Below are 13,416 nucleotides of genomic sequence, written 5' to 3'. Positions count from 1 at the left end.
GAAGCGGAAGTGACGTGAAGTCCAAGATCCTCATCGTGGCCGGGCTGCTGGCGCTGTCCGGCACGACGGCCGCGCACGCCTCCACCGAGACCGCCCAGAACCCCCTGGCGCAGGCGTTCGACCGCGCGGCGGCCGCCTACGACGTGCCGCGCGACCTGCTCGTGGCCCTCGCGTACGCGGAGTCCCGGCTGGACGGTCACCGGGGCGAGCCCAGCGCCAGCGGCGGCTACGGCATCATGCACCTGGTCAGCAACCCCACCGCCAAGACCCTGGAGCAGGCCGCGAAGCTGACCTCCAAGCCGGTCGTCGCGCTCAAGTCGGACGACGCGGCCAACGTGCTCGGCGGCGCGGCCGTGCTCCGGGCCGAGGCCGACGCGCTCGGGCTGGGCGCCGCCCAGCGGGACGACCTCGGCCGCTGGTATCCGGCCGTGGCCGCGTACGCCCACGCCGCGAACGACGCCACGGCCAGGATCTACGCCGACGCGGTGTACGAGACGCTCGCCGCCGGCGTGGACGCCCGGGGCGTCCAGGTGAGGCCCCGGCCCGTCCAGCCCGACCGGGGCGAGTACGCCGAGCAGCCGCGCGCCCTCGCCGCGGCCGTGGACTACCCCGGCGCGCTCTGGGTGGCCGCGAACAGCGCCAACTACGCGGTCTCCAGCCGCCCGTCGAGCGACCGCATCGACCGGATCGTGGTCCATGTCATGCAGGGCACCTACGCGGGCTCGATCTCGTGGTTCCAGAACCCGGCGGCCAAGTCGTCCTCGCACTACCTGGTGCGCTCGTCCGACGGGCAGATCACCCAGATGGTGCGGGAGAAGGACCGCGCCTTCCACGCGAAGGACTGGAACCGGCGCTCCGTCGGCATCGAGCACGAGGGGTTCGTCGACAACGCCTCGTGGTTCACCGACCAGATGTACCGGGCGTCGGCCGCGCTGACCCGCGACATCGCCGACAGGTACGGCATCCCGAAGGACCGCACGCACATCGTCGGCCACGTCGAGGTGCCCGGCAACGACCACACCGACCCCGGCCCGCACTGGGACTGGGCCAAGTACATGAGCTACGTGACCGGCGGCAGCGTCAACCCGCACACGCCGGAGAAGGTGTGCGGCAGCGGGTTCAAGGTCATCGACTCGGCCGCGCTGGGCACGGCGGGCACCGTCTACCTGCTCTACAACACGACCACGGGCAGCAACTGCGTGACCACGATCAAGCGGACCTCGCTCGGCACGGCCACCGCCACCAGCGCCTACCTGGAGGTCCAGGGCAGCGCCAGGAAGACCGACTCGGGCAACTTCTCCTACTACGCGGGCCCGGTCACCGCCCAGGCGGCCGGCAAGTGCGTCAAGTGGGGCGGCAAGGCGGGCTCGTCCACCTACGACAGCCCGTTCGAGCACTGCGGCTAGCAGTCGACGCAGTCCACGACGTCGACGACGTAGAGCAACCCCTCGGGCGGCGAGCCGAACGCGACCCTGCCGCCCACCCGCTGCCCGCGCAGCCCCTCCACCCAGCCGGCCGGCGCGCCGTCCCCGGTCAGGGTGAAGGCCGCGGGGCCGCCGGTGCGGTACGAGGAGTCCGCCAGGGTCCTCGACGGCCAGTCGACGGCCACGTACTGCACCACCACCTTCGACCCGGCCCGCACGGCCTCTCCCGAACCCCCTATGAGCGTGCGGGCCGGGTCGTCCGGCGTGAGGCCGGCGGGCGGCGAGGGCAGCGGCCGGCCGACCAGCCGGGCGTCCGGCGGGTAGCCGCCGAGGATGTCGACCACCGCGACCAGCGGCTCGCCCGGCGGCAGGTCGCCCGCGTCCAGGTCCAGGTCGGGGCCGAGCACCTGCGCGGCGGGCCCGACCAGCAGCAGCCGGCTGCCCGCCGGCCGGCCCACGACGGCCTCCCGCCAGACGCGCGGGATCGGCCGCCCGTCGAGGACGACCGCGATCGGCCGGTGGGTGCCGTACGTGCTCGCCCGGGTCTGGTTGCCCCGCCAGAGGCGGAGCTCGACGTCGGCCAGCACCACGTCGCCGGGCGCCGTCTCCCGCCCCCCGCCCGGCTCCAGCTCCGCCACCCGCGTCGTGCGGCCGGGCTTGCCGGCCGGGATGATCACCTGCGGCCTGGCGCCGAACGCGCCCTTCACCTCGGGCAGCGGCGGAGCGGCCGGGGCGGTGCCGCAGGACGTGGCGAGCACGAGCAGGGCGGGCCAGAGCAGGCGCAAGGTTCCTCCGCAGGAGATGGGCTTGCCCGGATACTCGCCGCGATCGGCACAAGGGATGCCCACCGGCCGACAAAGGCGCGGCACACTAAGGGGCGTGAGCAAGCCGAACCTGGCCCGCAGGGTCGCCCAGGCCGCCGAGATCGCGCTGGCCGACCACCAGTACGTGACGTTCATCGACGTGGTGACGGGGCTGCGCTGGCTCCACACGCGACACGTCGACGTCTGGCGGCAGGGCCGCGCGGCCACGCTCGCCGAGCTGGCCGCGGTCGACGGCGAGCGCCTGCTCACCACGGCCGCCCTGCTGCGCGACTGGGCACGGGCCAAAGGGCTGCGCCCGATGCCGGCGCCGTACGTGTCGGGCAGCCGCGACCGCCGCCCGCTGCGCTTCACCGGGCATCCCGAGCAGGAGCCGTTCACCGTCCACTGGCTGTCTCCCGACCTGAGCGAGTCGCGGGTGCGGCGGCTCGCCGAGCGCCAGGCCAAGCCGCCCGACCTGGTCGCGGTCGAGCCGCTGGAGGCGTGGACGTGCGCCGGCTGCGCCGACACCGGCCCCTACCTGATCATGGAAGATGACCGGCCCCACTGCCTGACCTGCGCCGACCTGGACCATCTGGTGTTCCTGCCGTCGGGGAACGCGGCGCTGAGCCGCCGGGCCAAGCAGGAGAGCGGGCTGGCGGCGGTGGTCGTGCGCTTCGACCGGCGGCGCAAGGTCTACCAGCGCAGGGGCCTGCTGGTCGAGGAGGAGGCGCTGGCCAGGGCCGAGGAGCGGTGCCTGGCCGACGAGGAGGCGCGGTCGCGGCGGCGCGAGCGCGACCGGGAGCGCAGGGCCGAGCAGGACGTCGTGTTCCAGGGGCGGATGGCCGGCGAGATCGCCAGGTTGTTCCCCGGCTGCCCGCCGGAGCGGGCCCGCGCCATCGCCGAGCACGCCGGTCTGCGCGGCAGCGGCCGGGTCGGCCGCACGGCGGCGGCCAGGGCGCTGGACGAGAACGCGATCACGCTGGCGGTGGTCGCGTCCATCCGTCACCATGACACGGGGTATGACGGAATGCTGATGGCGGGCGTGCCGCGGATGGAGGCCCGCGAGCGCATCAGGGACGACATCGAGCGCAAGCTGACCGAGTTCAGGGCGGGGCCGCGATGAGCGACTGGCACGACGTGCGGGAGGAGCTGCGCGCGTTCGCGCTCGGCCTGCCCGAGGCGTGGGAGGACCACCCGTGGGGCGACACCGTCGTCAAGGTCGGGAAGAAGATCTTCCTGTTCCTCGGCGTCGAGGAGCCCACCGACAAGTGGCGCCCCACGTTCGGCGTGAAGCTGAGCTCGGAGGCCCACGGCCACGCGCTCACCGTCGAGGGGGCGGCGCCCAGCGGCTACGGGCTCGGCAAGGCCGGATGGGTGACCGTGCCGCTGGAGTCGCCGCTGCCGCCGTCGGAGGTGCTGCTCGACTGGGTCGAGGAGAGCTACCGTGCCGTCGCGACCAAGCGGGCGGTCAAGGAGCTCGACGGCCGGGTCACGTGACGGCGAGCCGCCTGGCGTACTTCTCGTCCCGCCACAGCTCCTTGTCCAGCACCTCAAGCAGGGTCCGCGCCGCGTCGTACACGTCCACGTAGCGGAGGTAGAGCGGCGCCAGCCCGAACCGCAGGATGTCGGGCGCCCGGAAGTCGCCGTGCACGCCCCGGTCGATGAGCGCCCGCATCACCGGATAGCCGTCGGGGTGACGGAAGGCGACGTGGCTGCCGCGCCGCTCGGGGTCGGCGGGCGAGGCCAGTTCCAGCGCGTCGCCGACCAGCCCGGCGAAGAGCTCGCCGAGCGCCACGCTCTTGGCGCGCAGCAGGTGCAGCGGCACCCGCTCCCACACGTCCAGCGCGGCGTCCAGGGCGGCGAACGACAGCACGTGCGGGGTGCTCACCGCGAACCGCCTGATCCCCTGCGCCGGCCGGTAGCCGGCCTCGAACGCGAACGGGTCGGCGTGGCCGTACCAGCCCGACAGCACGTTCACGGCATCGGCCTGGTGGCGTGGGTTCACGTACAGGAAGGCGGGCGACCCCGGCCCGCCGTTGAGGTACTTGTACGTGCACCCGACCGCGAAGTCGGCGGCCGACACGTCCACGGGCATGGCGCCGACGCTGTGGCAGACGTCCCAGATCATCAGCGCTCCCGCGGCCTGCACGCGGGCGGTCACCTCGGGCACGTCCTGGCGCTCGCCGGTGCGGTAGTCGACCTCCGACAGCAGCACCGCCGCCACGTCGTCGAACCGGCCCTCGGACACGTCGCGCACCTCGTACCCGAGCGACTCCGCCAGTCCCTGGACCATGTAGTGGTCGGTCGGGAAGTTGCGCGCGTCCGAGACGATGACCTTCCTGCCGGGGCGCAGCCGCGCCGCCGCCGAGACCGCCTGGTGGATCGCGATCGAGGTGGTGTTGCCCACCACGACCTGGCCGGGCCCGACCCCGATGAGGGGCGCGATCCGGTCGCCCAGGGTCAGCGGCTGGTCGTACCAGCCCGCGCTGTTCCAGCCGCCGACGAGCTGACCGCCCCACTCGTCCTCCACCGCCGCGCGGAGCCGTTCGGGGGCGTGGCGCGGCAGCGCGCCGAGCGAGTTGCCCACGAGGTAGATGACGCCTTCGGGGAGCACGAACTCTTCCCTGAACTCCCGCAGCGGGTCCTCGGCGTCCAGGGCGAGGCAGCGGTCGCGATCCAGCAACTGGTCACTCCTTCGGGGGAACGGTAGCGATAACCCGATTTGTACCATTTTGGTACTGCCGGGCGTACCAGTTCTGCACCGGGTCGTGTGTTGCCGGGTCCAGCCGCAGCGGCCCGCGCGGGCTGGGTAACTCGCCGACCCCGCCCAGCTCGGCCGTCAGGTCACCGCCCCGGGCCGCGGCCCGGTCGACCAGCGACATGGCGTCCCAGCTCTGCACCGCCACCACCGAGGGGTTCCGGCCGGTTCGCGTCTGCCACTTCGCCACGAACGCGGTGTTCTCCGGGTTCTCCAGCCCCGGCGCGTACAGCCCGACGCTGACGATGCCCTCCGCGTCCGCCCCGACGGCCGCCAGCACGTCCTCGTCCGTGAGGTTCTGGCAGGTCAGCAGGTCGATCCTGGTGTCGTAGCCGAGCTGCCTGAACGCCTTGGCGAAGGCGACCGCCTCGCCCCCCGCGTAGAACGCGTACAGCAGCTCCGCCTCCGCCGGGATCCGCGCCAGGTAGGGCGCCAGGTCCGGCGTTCTGCCGTACGGGGTGAGAACGCGTTCCAGCTTGCCGGCTCCGTACCCCTCCTCGAAGCCGTCCAGGGTCTCGACGCCGGCCGAGTAGTCGGAGGCCATCAGCACGGCGGGGCGGCGGCCGTGGGCCTGGGCGGCGTAGCGGCCCGCGGCGTGCCCGTGGGCGTGGTTGGTGAACGACACCCGGAACACGCCGGGCCCGCCCAGGTCGTCGGCCCCCGCGTTGGCCACCACGACGGGAGTCCGCCCGGCCTCGGCCACCACGGCCTCGGCCACCGGCGAGGCCAGCAGGCCGGTGATCACGTCCACCCGGTCGCGCTCGATGAGCTCCCTGGCGGCCCGCCTGCCCTGCTCGGCGGTGCCGCCGTCGTCGGCGACGACCAGCCTGGCGGGCCTGCCGCCCAGCTCGCCGCCGTGCTCCTCCAGGTAGAGGCGCATGGCGCGTTCCATCTCGTCCCCGAGCGGGGCGTAGACGCCGGTCTGGGAGATGATCGCCCCCACCCGGACCTCGCCGTCCTCGTGCCGCGGCGGCTGCGGCGCGGCGCCGCCGCCGCAGCCTGCCGCCATCAGCACCACCAGCCCGACGACGGGCGGTAACCGCATGGTGAGCTCCCCTCAGCAGCCCAGGAACACCTCGGCGTTGCGGCGCATCAGCTTGGCCCGCGCCCCGTCGGTGAGGAACCCGGCGGTCCTGACCAGCTCGCCCGCGGGCGACTCGCCCAGCGGGTACGGGTAGTCGGAGCCGAGCATGACGTGGTCCTCGCCGAAGGTGTCGACCAGCAGGCGCAGCGCCCGCTCGTCGAAGACGACCGAATCGACGCCGAACCGGCCGAGATAGGCGGACGGCGGCCTTTCCGAGACGCCGACCACGTCCTTCCTGCGGTGCCAGGCGTTCTCCAACCGGCCGAGCCAGAAGGCGAACGACCCGCCGCCGTGGGCGAAGCAGATGCGCAGGGTGTCGGGGACGCGGTCGAACACGCCGCCGAGGATCATCGCCAGGATCGACAGGTGGGTCTCGGCAGGCATGCCCACCAGCCACCGCGCCATCCACCGGTCGAGCCGGGGCCCCGACGGCATGTCCCACGGGTGCACGAACACCGGGACGCCCCGGTCGGCGCAGTGGGCCAGGAACCGTACGATCCCGTCGTCGTCCAGGTCGCGGTCGCCGGCGTGGTTGCCGATCTCGACCCCCCGGTGCCCGTTGGCGAGACACCGGTCCAGCTCTTCGCAGGCCAGGTCGGGATCCTGCAGCGGCACCTGGCAGAACGGGATCAGCCGGTCGCCGTCGCAGATCTCCAGCGCCAGGTCGTTGAAGACCCTGGCGATCCGCACGCCCTCGGCGGGCGACCGGTCGTAACCGAAGAACACCGGCGTCGGCGAGACCACCTGCCGGTCCACCCCGTCGGCGTCCATCGACTCCAGCCGCACCCGGGGGTCCCAGCACTCGTGACGGATCCGGCGGAACTCCGCGCCGCCGACGAGGATGACCGCCTCCCGCTCGGACTCCACCCGCAGGCTGGGCGCCCCCGGCCAGCCCAGGTGGGGCCAGCCCCTGGGCACGTAGTGGGTGTGGACGTCAGTGATCATTCAGCCCTTGCCCGGATGGAGCGCGCCGCAGCCCGCGCAGGTGCGCGCCTTCTCGTCGGCGTAGAACGCGTTGAACACCGGCGGCAGGTCGGCGACGATGTCGCGTACCTGCAGCTCGACCTCGTGGACCAGCGAGCCGCACTGCTCGCAGTACCACTGGAACCTCTCCAGCGTGCCCTCCGGCCGGATCCTCTCCACCACCAGCCCGACCGACCCCTCCTCGGGCCGCTGCGGGGAGTGCGGCATGGACGGGGGCAGCAGCCACATCTGCCCCTCCCTGATGTGCACGGTCTCCGGCCCCCTGTCGGTGATCACGTTGACGTGCATGTTGCCGCGGACCTGGTAGAAGAGCTCCTCGTACGGGTCGACGTGGTAGTCGGTGCGGGAGTTGGGCCCGCCGACCACCATGACGATGAAGTCCTCGGCGCCCTCGAAGACCACCTTGTTGCCGACCGGGGGCTTGAGCAGGTGGGCGTGCTCGTCGATCCACTTCGTGAAGTCGATCGGAGGGATCATGATCTCTCCAGGGGGTGATAGGCGACGGCCTGCATCTCGATCAGCAGGTGCGGGTGCGGGAGCTGGTGGACGGCCACGGTGGTGCGGGTCGGGCCCTCCTCGTCGAAGAACTCGGCGTAGACCTCGTTGTAGCCCTTGTAGTCGTTCATGTTCACCAGGTAGGCGGTGATCTGGACGAGGTCGGCCAGCGAGCCGCCCGCGGCTTTGAGTATGTCGCCGACGTTCTCGATGACGGCTCTGGTCTGGGCGCGGATGTCGAGGTCGGTGACGCCCAGCTCGTCGGCCTCGGCGCCGACGAAGGTGTTGTCCGGCCTTCTGGAGCTGGTGCCCGAGACGTACAGGAAGTCGCCGGCCCGGCGCACGTGCGGGAACCGGCCGCGCGGCGTCGCCTTGCCCTCGACCCGCAGCGCCCGGCCGCGATCGCGTGTCACGGGGAGAACACCGCCCGGACGGAGCCCAGCCCGTCGACGTGGGCCTCGAACACGTCGCCCGGCTCGGCCGGGACCACCGGCCCGAGCGCCCCGGTCAGCACCACGTCACCGGCGCGGAGCGGGAAGGCGGTGCGGCCCAGCGCGCCGGCGAGCCACACGGCGGCGTTGAGCGGGTGGCCCATGCAGGCCTCGCCCGAGCCGGTGGAGACCTCCGCGTCCGCGCGGGTCATCCGCATCCCGGCCGACCGCAGGTCGGAGCCCATGAGCGAGGTGGGCGTGTTGCCGAGCACGAAGGCGCCGGCGGAGGCGTTGTCGGCGATGGTGTCGGGCAGCGTGATGTCCCAGTCGGCGATGCGCGAGTCGGCGATCTCGATGGCCGGCAGCACGAAGTCGACCGCCCTGATCACCTCGGCCACCGTGAACGGCCCGCCCACCAGGTCGGCGCCCATCACGAAGGCGATCTCCGCCTCGACCTTGGGCTGCAGGAAGCGCGTGATGGGGATAGGCAGCCCATCGGAATACGACATATCCGCAAAAAGCATGCCGTAGTCCGGTTGGTCGATGCCGAGCTTCTCCCGCAACGGCACGTTCGTCATGCCGATCTTGCGGCCGACCAGCCGTCGCCCCTCGTCCAGGGCCCGCCGGGTGTTGATCTCCTGGACGGCGTACGCCTCCTGCGCGGTGCCGACCAGGTCGCGCACCGGCTCGCACGATTTACCCGACCGCGCGGCCTCCGCCAACCGGTCGGCCGCGTGGCTTCGCCCGTCGACCGCCTGCGACCATTCATCGTGCATCGGGTCACTCCCGCTTGATCGTGATCGTGTCTCTAAGCATCGTCTCTCGCCGCGCCGACGCGCGCCATGCCGCTCACGCTTCCCCGGCCGGGACCTGTCCTGAGGGTCATCTTCCCGTAGCCGTCGCCTGCGGACATCATGGTCCGGTGGCGCGCACGTGGGAATTATGGGGAAACGTCATTATTGCTGGTACTTTTGCCCTTCCCCTCGCTGCTCTGGCCGTCGTGCTGCTGTCGCGCCGCCGGGCCCGCCGCGGGCACCCCGCGCCCCTGCGCACCGCGCTGGCCGACGTCGGGATCGCGGCCGGCACGGCGCCCTGGATCTGGATGATCCTCACCCCGGGAACCGGCCAGGAGGGCGTCAACCTGATCCCGTTCGCCGACCTCGCCGCGGTGGTCCGATCGCCGTGGGTGACGGCGTTCGTGCAGGTCGGAGGCAACCTGCTGGTGTTCGCCGCGCTCGGCGCGCTGCTCCCGGTGCGCACCGCCAGGATGGCCTCGCCGGCCCGCGTGGCGGCCGTCGCGGGGGCCGCCTCGCTGCTCGTGGAGACCCTGCAGTACGTCCTGCGGCTCGGCCGGTTCTCGTCCGTGGACGACGTGCTGATCAACACGGCCGGTGCGGTGGCGGCGGCGCTGATTACTCGCCGCTGGTGGGCGAAAGCCGTAACGGGCGAACCAGTTCGGGGATAACGGCTGCACAAAAACCGGCCGATGTCACCACACAGGCACACACCGCTCAAAAAGAGACTCGCGACCAACCTCCGTATCTGTGCGATCGTGGACAAGACGGGGCAAGTTCTCTGGAGACGCCAAACCCGGTTGGTGACAGAGGGTGATCTAACTGTGTCTGAATCCCCGGTACCCCAAGAACCTCCTATCTACCGCCAGATCGCCGACGCACTCCGCGACCGGATCCACTCCGGCGACCTGCGCGACGGGGACCGGCTACCAGGCGAGAACACGCTCATGACCGAGTACGCGATCGCCCGGGCCACGGCCAGGCAGGCGCTCGCGGTTCTGATCAACGAAGGTCTGGCGGTGCCGAAGCGAGGCTCGGGGGTCTACGTGCGACTGTTCAAACCCATACGCAGGCACGGCTCCCGCCGCCTGGCACGCGAACAATGGGGGCAGGGACGATCGATCTGGGACGCCGACACCCGCGGCCGCCCCTTCACCGTCGACCAGGTCGAGGTGGCCCGCGAACAGGCCCCCGACGAGGTGGCGAACGTGCTCGGCGGCCCCGACGTCTGGGTCCGCAGGCGCCGCTACCTGGTCGACGCCAGGCCCGTGCAGCTGGCCACCTCCTACTTCCCCGCGCGGCTCGTGGAGGGCAGCCCGATCACCGAGGCCGACACCGGGCCAGGAGGCGTCTACGCCAGGCTGCGCGACCTCGAACTCCCCCCGGCCCACTTCACCGAGGAGGTCCGCGCCCGCATGCCCAGCCCTCGCGAGAGCGCCCTGCTCGGCCTGCCGGCCGGCACCCCCGTCATCGTCGTCGACCGCACCGCCTACGCCACCGCCGGAATGCCCGTGGAGGTCAACGAAATGGTCCTGGACGCCGCGGCATACGTACTCCAGTACGACTTCGACGCCTGAATCAAGGGCGGATGTCAAGCGATAGGTTGACCTGTCCCCCACGATCATTGCGTTCTCTAGAGAAGTGGCGCACGCTCGAAGCGGATGGAACCTCGGCCAGGGGCTCTTGGAAGGGCGGTGTGGATGACCTTTGATCGGCATCTCGCCGAAATCGCCCGGGAGTACCCGCAGTGGACCATCTGGCGAAGCGATGCCGGCCGCTGGTGGGCCACGCGCCACCACCCGATCAGCGCCGAACAGCGCGACGCCGGCTGTGCGATGACCATCGACGCGGACGACCCGGAAGACCTGCGCGAGCAGCTCCGGGACCAGGAGAGACGAGCCGGCGAGCCCGAGCGACGCGCCGGCCCGGCACCTCCGTGAGCGGCGGGCGCCTCACCCGCCGCCACCACGATCCGCCCGGTGCCGGGTCCTGCGTCTCGGCGGCCCCGGCACCGGGCCACCAAGAGGGGGCACGCGTGGAAGCCTCCGACCCGATCGGGGGCGGAGGCTTCCACCCGCTACTTGCGCAGCTCCAGACGTCCCAGGTTGACGTCCGTGTCGTCCACCGACCGCTCCTCACGCGGCTCCTCGTCCTCGACGATGACCCGCACGTCGTCCTGCTCCTGGCCGCTCGGGAGCTCCTGCTGCGCGGCCGGCGGCGCGATCGCCTCCGGCACCAGCGGGCCCGCCCCCGCCTCCTTGCGCATCAGGTCGCTGAGCACCGAGTTGACCTCGTTCAGCCTGCGGACCACCTCGTTGTGGGTGTTGCTCAGGTACTCCACGCGGCGGCCGGCGTGCTCGTCGAGCGAGGCCACCCGCTGCTGCGCCGCCGCCAGTGACGCCTCGGCCTCCGCGCGGGCGGCCTCCACCGTCCGCTCCGCCTCGGCCCGCGCCCCTGCCATGGTCTGCTCCGCCTCGGCCGTCGCGGACGCGACCATCCGCTCGGACTCCTCCCGGGCCGCGGTGACCGTGCGCTCGGCCTCGGCCCGCGCCTCGCGCACCCGGGTCTCCGCCTCGGCGCGCGCCGACGAGCGGGCCTCCTCGGCGTCGGCCCCGGCCTGCGCCAGCATGCGCTCGGCCGCCTCGGTGGCCTCGGCGACCCGCCGCTCCGCCTCCGCCTGCGCGGAGGTGAGCATCTTGTCGGCGGTCTCACGGGCCGAGGTCAGCAGCCGGTCGGACTCGGTCTTCGCGGACTCGCGCAGGGCGCTGCTCTCGGCCTCGGCCTCCTCCCGCATGGCGGTGGCCTCTTCGTGGCCGAGCTTGAGAATCTGCTCCAGCCGGGTGCTCGGGTTGAAGTTCTGGGGCACCTCGGCGATCTGCCGCCTGGCCTCCGCGAGCTCGACCCGGCTCTGCTCGGCCTGGTCGATCGCCCGCGCCAGCCGCTCCTCCAGGTCCCTGATCTGGTTGCCGGTCCTGGCCATGTAGTCGTGCACCTGGCGGCGGTTGTAGCCGCGCATGGCCACTTCGAAGGTGTCGTCCTGCATGAGGTCGGGGATGCTGTCGTGCCGTTGTGTCATGGGGATTACCTAATTCGCGTGAGGCGGGGGATAACTGCGGATTGTGAGGGTGTGACGACGAGACGTCAGTAATCGACTTTCCTGCCAACTGCCCATACCCGCAACCGGAATGCCAGAGCCGGGCAGGAAACGGCGGGAATTACGATGGGTCAGATGTACATCGCTGCATTGGACGACGGGGCGGCCCCGGAGATCCACCCGGACGCGTACGTCGCCCCTGGCGCCGTCGTGGTCGGCAGGGTCTCGATCGGCCGGGCGTCGAGCATCTGGTACGGCTCCGTTCTCAGGGCGGACAGTGAGCGCATCGAGATCGGTGAGGAGTGCAACGTCCAGGACCTGTGCTGCCTGCACGCCGACCCCGGCGAGCCGGCCATCCTGGAGCCCCGGGTGAGCCTGGGGCACAAGGCCATGGTCCACGGCGCCCACGTCGAGTCCGGCGCGCTGATCGGCATCGGCGCGATCGTGCTGGGAGGGGCCCACGTGGGAGCCGGCACGCTCGTCGCGGCGGGCGCGCTGATCGGGCCCGGCAAGAAGATCCCGGCCGGCGTGCTGGTGGCGGGGGTGCCGGGGAAGATCGTACGCGAGCTGACCGACGACGACCGGGCGTCCTTCGCCCGCACGCCCGACACCTACATGGCGGCGGCGCTCAGGCATCGGCGGGCGTCACCACTTTGATCAGCACCTCGTCCGAGACCGACGCGGTGTTCAGCGGGTCGGCGTAATCGGGCAGCTCCGGCCGGAGGAACCGCACGTAGTCGACGGTCATCTTCAGGTCGGGCTGCCCCTTCACCTGCTTGGCGTTGCCCTTGACGTGGTCCTTCTTGAGCGCGTAGTAGCTGTCCCAGTCGGTGTACGCGACCAGGCCCCACTGCAGCACCTCGGGGAACTCGGTCGGCCAGCGGTCGGCCACCTTCCACTCGCCGCCCTCCTCCTTGTAGAGCGCGGCGCACACCCTGCCCACCCGGGCCAGCACTAACTCCGTCCAGCCGCTCTTGACGGCTGTCTCCTTGGGCTTGGAGCTGCCGTCCCTGGTGTACTTCGACTCCAGCCGGCCGGTCCTGTCGGTCGTGCCGGTGGTGATCGACACCCAGTTGGCGTTGTCGTACGAGTCCGGCACCCGGGCCATCAGGCCGCCGAGCGAGAACTTGCGCCTGGGCTTGCCGCCGCTCTTGCCCTCGACCTTCACCCTGGCGTGCATGACGATGTCGCCGGCCAGGTCCTGGTAGACGAACGGGCCGCGGAAGCCGTCGAACCAGGCGGAGGTCTTGGGCTCCAGGTACATGGCGCCCTTGGCCGTCTTGCCGACGTCCATCTTGGCGAGCCGGTCGACGTCCTTCTCCTTCTCGCTGAGCTTGAGCCACATCGACAGGTCCTTGGCGGACGCGAACTCGGTGGAGGCGCCGCCAACCTCGCCGCCCGGCGTGGGGGGCTGGGCCTTCTCCAGCGTGAGCACACCGGGCCCCTCCAGCGGCGGCTGGGCCGCCGTGATCGTCCCGCACCCGCTCACCACACCCACGACCGCCATCATGCCCGCCAGTCTCGCCCTCATAGCGGACATTCTGCCGTG

At 71.8% G+C, this 13,416-nt stretch carries 16 protein-coding genes; 7 read left to right on the top strand and 9 right to left on the bottom strand.

The features are described 5' to 3' along the window. Positions 1 to 14: 14 nt before the first annotated feature. Positions 15 to 1,406 carry an N-acetylmuramoyl-L-alanine amidase gene (locus ABD999_RS09790; RefSeq protein ID WP_271275984.1) on the top strand — a complete coding sequence of 464 codons (1,392 nt, stop codon included), beginning with the start codon at positions 15 to 17 and terminating at the stop codon, positions 1,404 to 1,406. Here ABD999_RS09790 and ABD999_RS09785 read toward each other — a convergent pair. After that, complete coding sequence (locus ABD999_RS09785; protein WP_271275983.1) at positions 1,403 to 2,209, bottom strand: FKBP-type peptidyl-prolyl cis-trans isomerase; 807 nt, start codon at positions 2,207 to 2,209, stop codon at positions 1,403 to 1,405. The two genes, ABD999_RS09790 and ABD999_RS09785, sit on opposite strands and share 4 nt — an antisense overlap. 94 nt (positions 2,210 to 2,303) lie before the next feature. Here ABD999_RS09785 and ABD999_RS09780 point away from each other — a divergent pair, with 94 nt between their 5' ends. Both ABD999_RS09780 and ABD999_RS09775 read left to right on the top strand, forming a co-directional pair. After that, positions 2,304 to 3,350 carry a DUF2293 domain-containing protein gene (locus ABD999_RS09780; protein WP_261808953.1) on the top strand — a complete coding sequence of 349 codons (1,047 nt, stop codon included), beginning with the start codon at positions 2,304 to 2,306 and terminating at the stop codon, positions 3,348 to 3,350. Continuing rightward, positions 3,347 to 3,724 (top strand): MmcQ/YjbR family DNA-binding protein, encoded by a 378-nt coding sequence (locus ABD999_RS09775; protein WP_271275982.1) that lies wholly within the window; start codon positions 3,347 to 3,349, stop codon positions 3,722 to 3,724. The genes ABD999_RS09780 and ABD999_RS09775 overlap by 4 nt, the downstream gene beginning before the upstream one ends. On the opposite strand, the gene kynU is transcribed toward ABD999_RS09775, so the two are convergent. The 6 genes from kynU to ABD999_RS09745 are packed head-to-tail and all read right to left on the bottom strand — an operon-like array spanning position 3,717 to position 8,755. Then, positions 3,717 to 4,958 carry a kynureninase gene (gene kynU / locus ABD999_RS09770; protein WP_271275981.1) on the bottom strand — a complete coding sequence of 414 codons (1,242 nt, stop codon included), beginning with the start codon at positions 4,956 to 4,958 and terminating at the stop codon, positions 3,717 to 3,719. The two genes, ABD999_RS09775 and kynU, sit on opposite strands and share 8 nt — an antisense overlap. After that, positions 4,915 to 6,030 (bottom strand): ABC transporter substrate-binding protein, encoded by a 1,116-nt coding sequence (locus ABD999_RS09765; protein WP_345482653.1) that lies wholly within the window; start codon positions 6,028 to 6,030, stop codon positions 4,915 to 4,917. Before ABD999_RS09765 ends, kynU begins: the two co-directional genes overlap by 44 nt. Before the next feature lie 12 nt (positions 6,031 to 6,042). Then, positions 6,043 to 7,014, bottom strand: a complete 972-nt coding sequence (locus ABD999_RS09760; protein ID WP_271275979.1) for an amidohydrolase family protein — start codon at positions 7,012 to 7,014, stop codon at positions 6,043 to 6,045. After that, a complete protein-coding gene (locus ABD999_RS09755; RefSeq protein WP_148035580.1) occupies positions 7,015 to 7,530 on the bottom strand; it encodes a 3-hydroxyanthranilate 3,4-dioxygenase in 516 nt (171 codons plus the stop codon). Further along, positions 7,527 to 7,961 (bottom strand): RidA family protein, encoded by a 435-nt coding sequence (locus ABD999_RS09750; RefSeq protein WP_148035581.1) that lies wholly within the window; start codon positions 7,959 to 7,961, stop codon positions 7,527 to 7,529. Before ABD999_RS09750 ends, ABD999_RS09755 begins: the two co-directional genes overlap by 4 nt. Then, positions 7,958 to 8,755 carry a 2-keto-4-pentenoate hydratase gene (locus ABD999_RS09745; RefSeq protein ID WP_219542765.1) on the bottom strand — a complete coding sequence of 266 codons (798 nt, stop codon included), beginning with the start codon at positions 8,753 to 8,755 and terminating at the stop codon, positions 7,958 to 7,960. The genes ABD999_RS09750 and ABD999_RS09745 overlap by 4 nt, the downstream gene beginning before the upstream one ends. Positions 8,756 to 8,979: 224 nt before the next feature. Here ABD999_RS09745 and ABD999_RS09740 point away from each other — a divergent pair, with 224 nt between their 5' ends. The 3 genes from ABD999_RS09740 to ABD999_RS09730 all read left to right on the top strand — a co-directional run bounded on the left by ABD999_RS09740 (position 8,980) and on the right by ABD999_RS09730 (position 10,713). Continuing rightward, positions 8,980 to 9,444, top strand: coding sequence for a VanZ family protein (locus ABD999_RS09740; RefSeq protein ID WP_271275978.1), 465 nt, complete (start codon positions 8,980 to 8,982; stop codon positions 9,442 to 9,444). Between the two features lie 153 nt (positions 9,445 to 9,597). Beyond that, a complete protein-coding gene (locus tag ABD999_RS09735; RefSeq protein WP_271275977.1) occupies positions 9,598 to 10,350 on the top strand; it encodes a GntR family transcriptional regulator in 753 nt (250 codons plus the stop codon). Between the two features lie 123 nt (positions 10,351 to 10,473). Next, complete coding sequence (locus tag ABD999_RS09730) at positions 10,474 to 10,713, top strand: hypothetical protein (protein ID WP_148035585.1); 240 nt, start codon at positions 10,474 to 10,476, stop codon at positions 10,711 to 10,713. Between the two features lie 137 nt (positions 10,714 to 10,850). On the opposite strand, the gene ABD999_RS09725 is transcribed toward ABD999_RS09730, so the two are convergent. Then, positions 10,851 to 11,849: a coiled-coil domain-containing protein gene (locus ABD999_RS09725; RefSeq protein ID WP_271275976.1), complete on the bottom strand. Its 999-nt coding sequence runs from the start codon at positions 11,847 to 11,849 to the stop codon at positions 10,851 to 10,853. Between the two features lie 153 nt (positions 11,850 to 12,002). Here ABD999_RS09725 and ABD999_RS09720 point away from each other — a divergent pair, with 153 nt between their 5' ends. After that, positions 12,003 to 12,524, top strand: coding sequence for a gamma carbonic anhydrase family protein (locus ABD999_RS09720; protein ID WP_187281519.1), 522 nt, complete (start codon positions 12,003 to 12,005; stop codon positions 12,522 to 12,524). Here the strand turns inward: ABD999_RS09720 and ABD999_RS09715 are convergent. Beyond that, the gene (locus ABD999_RS09715; protein WP_271275975.1) at positions 12,496 to 13,398 is read right to left on the bottom strand and encodes a DUF1349 domain-containing protein; all 903 of its coding nucleotides are present in this window, start codon (positions 13,396 to 13,398) and stop codon (positions 12,496 to 12,498) included. The two genes, ABD999_RS09720 and ABD999_RS09715, sit on opposite strands and share 29 nt — an antisense overlap. Positions 13,399 to 13,416 lie beyond the last annotated feature (18 nt).

Origin of the sequence: Nonomuraea ferruginea (assembly GCF_039540635.1) — a bacterium.
Classification (GTDB): domain Bacteria; phylum Actinomycetota; class Actinomycetes; order Streptosporangiales; family Streptosporangiaceae; genus Nonomuraea; species Nonomuraea ferruginea.
Note: the sequence above shows the minus strand (reverse complement) of the source record. Positions and strands in the feature narration are given on the sequence as shown.

Excerpts from the sequence above, each read along its gene's own strand:
- ABD999_RS09745 (WP_219542765.1), bottom strand. The coding sequence starts at position 8,755 with ATGCACGATGAATGGTCGCAGGCGGTCGACGGGCGAAGCCACGCGGCC.
- ABD999_RS09725 (WP_271275976.1), bottom strand. The coding sequence starts at position 11,849 with ATGACACAACGGCACGACAGCATCCCCGACCTCATGCAGGACGACACC.
- ABD999_RS09775 (WP_271275982.1), top strand. The coding sequence starts at position 3,347 with ATGAGCGACTGGCACGACGTGCGGGAGGAGCTGCGCGCGTTCGCGCTC.
- ABD999_RS09765 (WP_345482653.1), bottom strand. The coding sequence starts at position 6,030 with ATGCGGTTACCGCCCGTCGTCGGGCTGGTGGTGCTGATGGCGGCAGGC.
- ABD999_RS09760 (WP_271275979.1), bottom strand. The coding sequence starts at position 7,014 with ATGATCACTGACGTCCACACCCACTACGTGCCCAGGGGCTGGCCCCAC.
- ABD999_RS09730 (WP_148035585.1), top strand. The coding sequence starts at position 10,474 with ATGACCTTTGATCGGCATCTCGCCGAAATCGCCCGGGAGTACCCGCAG.
- ABD999_RS09715 (WP_271275975.1), bottom strand. The coding sequence starts at position 13,398 with ATGAGGGCGAGACTGGCGGGCATGATGGCGGTCGTGGGTGTGGTGAGC.
- ABD999_RS09755 (WP_148035580.1), bottom strand. The coding sequence starts at position 7,530 with ATGATCCCTCCGATCGACTTCACGAAGTGGATCGACGAGCACGCCCAC.
- kynU (WP_271275981.1), bottom strand. The coding sequence starts at position 4,958 with ATGGTACAAATCGGGTTATCGCTACCGTTCCCCCGAAGGAGTGACCAG.
- ABD999_RS09720 (WP_187281519.1), top strand. The coding sequence starts at position 12,003 with ATGTACATCGCTGCATTGGACGACGGGGCGGCCCCGGAGATCCACCCG.